At 39.0% G+C, this 4,680-nt stretch carries 3 protein-coding genes; 1 reads left to right on the top strand and 2 read right to left on the bottom strand.

The window, feature by feature from the left end:
* The first annotated feature begins 633 nt into the window (after nucleotides 1–633).
* Entirely contained in the window at nucleotides 634–2,571 is a 1,938-nt protein-coding gene (locus QZ562_RS19715) for a sigma-54-dependent Fis family transcriptional regulator (protein WP_293764102.1), read from the top strand.
* Between the two features lie 18 nt (nucleotides 2,572–2,589).
* On the opposite strand, the gene QZ562_RS19720 is transcribed toward QZ562_RS19715, so the two are convergent.
* A complete protein-coding gene (locus tag QZ562_RS19720) occupies nucleotides 2,590–3,678 on the bottom strand; it encodes an ABC transporter ATP-binding protein (protein WP_293764104.1) in 1,089 nt (362 codons plus the stop codon).
* Between the two features lie 118 nt (nucleotides 3,679–3,796).
* On the bottom strand, nucleotides 3,797–4,680 hold an 884-nt coding region (locus QZ562_RS19725), incomplete at its 5' end, for an FGGY-family carbohydrate kinase (RefSeq protein ID WP_293764107.1).

A 4,680-nucleotide genomic window follows, 5' to 3' on the forward strand; every position in this document is an offset into this window, starting at 1 on the left:
TTATACCCCACCGACACATCATTTTTATTCAAGATAGCGGTTTAATCTGACTCACATGTTGCAGCTTGTGAGCCAAATTGTATTAAATTAGTTAATTATTTTTTTATTTCGATTAAGATATTGATTTTGAATGATTTTATTTTAAATAATTAAATTTATTATCACATGGTGTGATATTTTTGTTAACTGTATATGTTCATTATTGTTAACAATAATTGAGCATTTTTGTTCATTACTGTTCAATTTTTTGTTCATTAAGTCGTTCATCTATTAAATTTATGACTAAATAAACTTATTTATTTGGCGAATGGATTTTGTATGCAGATGCTCAGATAATAAATAATAATGCTAAAGAAAAATATAAACAATACTTAAGTGATTGATTTTAATGATTTAATAACGTTTTTATTTAACATGACGACTGACACAACTTTAGTTATATTCGAATACTGGCTAAAAGCTGTTATTTCAAGTACAGTAATTACATGGCTTTATGGTCAAATGTTGTTCAATAACAAAAAAACAACAAATTGTAGCGTTAGCGTGCCTCGCAAATCACTTCCCTAAACATGCCAAAATAGTGAGAAAGTACAATCCAATGAATATTAAATTGAAAGTGAAAACATATTAACAATGTCTCATCAACACGACAAAATAATCGAAGATTCTTGGCAGAGATGTAAATCTTTAGGACTATTGACCACGCACAATCCAGTCATAGAAAAAGTCAGCAAAGCTGACTCAAGTATTTTGAGCGAGCAGTATTTTAGTTTGGTTCATACAACCGACTCAGAAGTGCTTCCTTATTACCAAAATATTCTTTCCAATGCACAGTGCCTAATCGTATTAACAGATGACAAAGGGATCGCACTTAAAAGTTGGGGTGATAAAAGGTTTTTATCTTCCATACACCAAGAACACTTCACCGCTGGTATAGATTGGAAAGAAAAGTATAACGGCACTAATGCGATTGGCACGGCACTGTATTGTGGTGAGGCAGTACAAATCCAACGTGACGAACATTTTCTGAAATGTAATCGTTTTATGATTGGTTCAGCAGCGCCTATTTACGATGTAAACCAGTCCCTTTTGGGAATGTTAGATATTTCAAGTGATTCATATCTCCCTCAAACTCACACCCTTGGTTTAGTTAAGTTGATGTCTCAAGGGATTGAAAATCGATTACTTGTTAGCAGCTATAGTGAACAGAATTTCATGCTCAGTTTCAATACCAACATGGACAACATAGACAGTCAGTGGTCTGGTTTAGTAGTTTTCGATTCAAACGGTATTATTATCTCTGCTAATCGCAGAGCTGAGTCATTGTTAAGTCATGATCTTGCATTAGTAAATGTAGCGGATATATTTGGCATATCTGCTGCGGTTTTAAAAAATCAGCCTGAACAGATACCGTTTGCTGTGGTTGCGCTCGAAAAATATAAAATGTATGGGTTAATTAAAAAGCCATTATCCAAGGGTATTTACCCTGCGAATTTCCGTAAAAATGAACACATTCACGATAACAATAAGCTGGCTGATACTGCTATGGATGGTATTTCAGAGCACAGTGAATCAGATAATAAAATTGCCATCCCTCTTGATGATTTTGGGTTCGGTGATGAGAAACTCAAACGATATATTGACCAGGCTAAGCGGGTAGTCAACAAAACTATTCCTATACTCATTCACGGTGAAACCGGAGTGGGCAAAGAGGTGTTCGTCAATGGCCTTCACCACTACAGTGAACGCAGATCGTATCCACTCGTGGCCGTTAATTGTGCTGCCATCCCAAGTGAACTGGTCGAATCAGAGTTATTTGGCTACGAAAAAGGCGCATTTACTGGGGCAAATACAAAAGGGTCAATTGGGCTCATCAGAAAAGCGCATAAAGGTACGCTGTTTCTTGATGAAATTGGAGAGATGCCCCTTAATGTACAAGGTAGATTATTACGTGTTTTGCAAGAACGCTCTGTCACACCTCTAGGATCATCAAAAGCCTACTCCGTTGATATTAAGTTGATTTCAGCAACGAACAGAAGTTTAAAGGATGAAGTAGAGAAAGGCAGCTTTCGCCAAGACTTGTATTATCGAGTCACCGGCTTAAATATTGAACTCCCCCCTCTTAGAGAGCGTTCTGATCGCAGACATCTGTTTGAGAAAATAAACCAAATGCATCAGCAATCCGACGTTAAAAATTCTCTATCAACTAAAGTAATGGATTTGTTTCACAAACACCCTTGGCCTGGCAATATTAGGCAATTGGTGTGTGTGCTACAAATTGCACAGGCTATGGCAGATAATGGCCAAATTCAAACATGGCATCTTCCCGATGATTTTTTTCAAGACATACAATCGGAAAATCAGTCTGAAACTGCTGCAACAACCCTTACTGCCAATGGCTTGTCCCCCTCCAAAGCAATTGAAGCTTTTGAAACTAAAAAATCAGATGAGATCAACCAAATGATTGGCACTTATAACCACTTTGCGGGTAATGTATCAAAGACTGCTAAAGCGCTCGATGTCAGCCGAAATACATTGTACAAGAGGTTGAAAGAGGCTGGAATCAGATGACGAAAGTAAAATGTGGGCCTATTGCCCTCCCCCTGGCGCTTTTATTAAGTATTTGTCCTGATCAAAAATAAACAGTTTATGCAGTGGTACATAAACTTTAATCATTGCATCGGTCTTGTACGCATGAACCCCTGCTAAGTTTAATACGAGCTTAAAGATGCTATTTGCAGTATGTATAATAGTTCCAGAACCACTAATTTCAGCCAGTTCAACACGCATCGTCAGTTCCAAATCATCGTCATTAAACGGCGTGAGTCTAATGTGCCCCGGTCTTAAAGCAAAAAAGTATTTCCCCGATTTTATCCCCTCCATGGCATGGGTCTTAGGGAAGGTAAGTGAGCCACCTAAACTTACTTCATGACCACTTATGGTGCCTGAAAACACACTTAATGGAGGTTCACTTAACATCATTGCAGCATCGATATTTAAAGGAGTACGATAAATATCTGACGCGGGTCCCTGCTGAATAACCTTTCCTTCTTGAAGAAGAACACATATACCACCTAAAGCCATGGCTTCTTGTGCTTCTTGTGTTGCGTAAATTGCGATGGTATGTCGGCTTTTGAGTAAGCTTTTGAGTTCGCTTCTTAGCTCTTCACGTAATTTGTAGTCCAAGTTTACAAAGGGTTCGTTCAGCAAAATAACTTTTGCTCTTTTCACCAACGCTCTGGCTAAGGCTGTTCGCTGCTGTTGTCCTCCTGATAATTCAGCTGGATATCGGTCTAAGTAGTTCTCAATTCTAAGGAGTGTAGCGACTTCAATCACTTCTTTTTGTATTTGAGGTTTCTTGATTTTCATAACGCGAAGAGGAGAGGCGATATTTTCGAACACGCTCATATGAGGGTAGTTGATGATTTGCTGATGAACCATTGCCACGTTCCTTTTCTGCACAGGAATATTAGTGGAATCAATCCCATCAATAATTATCTTGCCGTGAGTAGGCTTTATCAACCCGGCAATCAGTTTAATCAGAGTAGACTTACCCGTTTTACCTCCTTTGGGGCCCAGTAAAACCGTAGCGCTACCCGGTTCAAAAATCAGATTTACATTATAAACTGGTGCATCATTGTTACCACTGAAACTGACATCTTCGAAAATAATAGACACGACAAATCTTGATCAATAAAAACTATCTAAAATAGTAAGCCATTTAACTCATGGTTTATAGTCAATTTTTAATGTGGCAAAAAATTATACAGCTCTTTCACCCTGTCAATATCTCGCCTCATTCCTTATCTGACTGCACACGCTTAACAGAATTTTTCCACCCTGCATAAAGAGTGTCTCGTCGTTCTTTACTCATAACGGGTGTAAATCGTTGCTCGACTTCCCATTTAGCAGACAGAGCCTCAAGCGAGTCAAAAATACCCACTTTTAAGCCGGCTAAATAGGCAGCGCCTAAAGCTGTAGTTTCGGTAATGATAGGACGATCAACCGGCGCTCCCAATATATCCGCCAAAAACTGCATGACCCAATTGTTAGCTACCATACCGCCATCAACACGCAATTTACTCGGCCGCGTTCCATCTTTCTCCATTGCTTTTTGTAGGTCTTTGGACTGATAACAGACCGATTGTAAGCCAGCAGTTACTATTTCCTTAATACCTGTGTCTCGAGTTAATCCAAAAATTGCTCCTCTGGCGTTTGGATCCCAATATGGAGCACCTAACCCAGTAAACGCAGGTACCATATACACACCATGCTCAAGAGATGTTTTTTCAGCAAGAGACTCAGCATCAGAGGCGTTGGCTATTATTTTTAGTCCGTCTCTTAACCATTGGATTGTTGCTCCAGCAATAAAGATACTACCTTCTAGTGCGTATGTTGGCTTACCATTTAGTCTGTAAGCAATAGTTGTGAGCAGTCTATGGCTAGACTTTAATGCCACGTCCCCCGTATTGACCATCATAAAACATCCGGTACCGTAGGTACTTTTTGCCATTCCCTTTTCGAAACAGGTTTGACCAAAAAGAGCAGCTTGTTGATCACCTGCCATACCATTGATGGGGATCACAGTTCCAAACAAGCGTTCTTCTGTTGAACCAAAATCATCGGATGAGTCTTTAACCTCGGGTAAAAGACTGTCTCTTATACACATTGTACACCTCC

Source organism: uncultured Paraglaciecola sp., from assembly GCF_913058035.1.
Taxonomy (GTDB): Bacteria; Pseudomonadota; Gammaproteobacteria; order Enterobacterales; family Alteromonadaceae; genus Paraglaciecola.

Coding starts and splice junctions, on each gene's coding strand:
- QZ562_RS19715 (WP_293764102.1), top strand. CDS start 634: ATGTCTCATCAACACGACAAAATAATCGAAGATTCTTGGCAGAGATGT.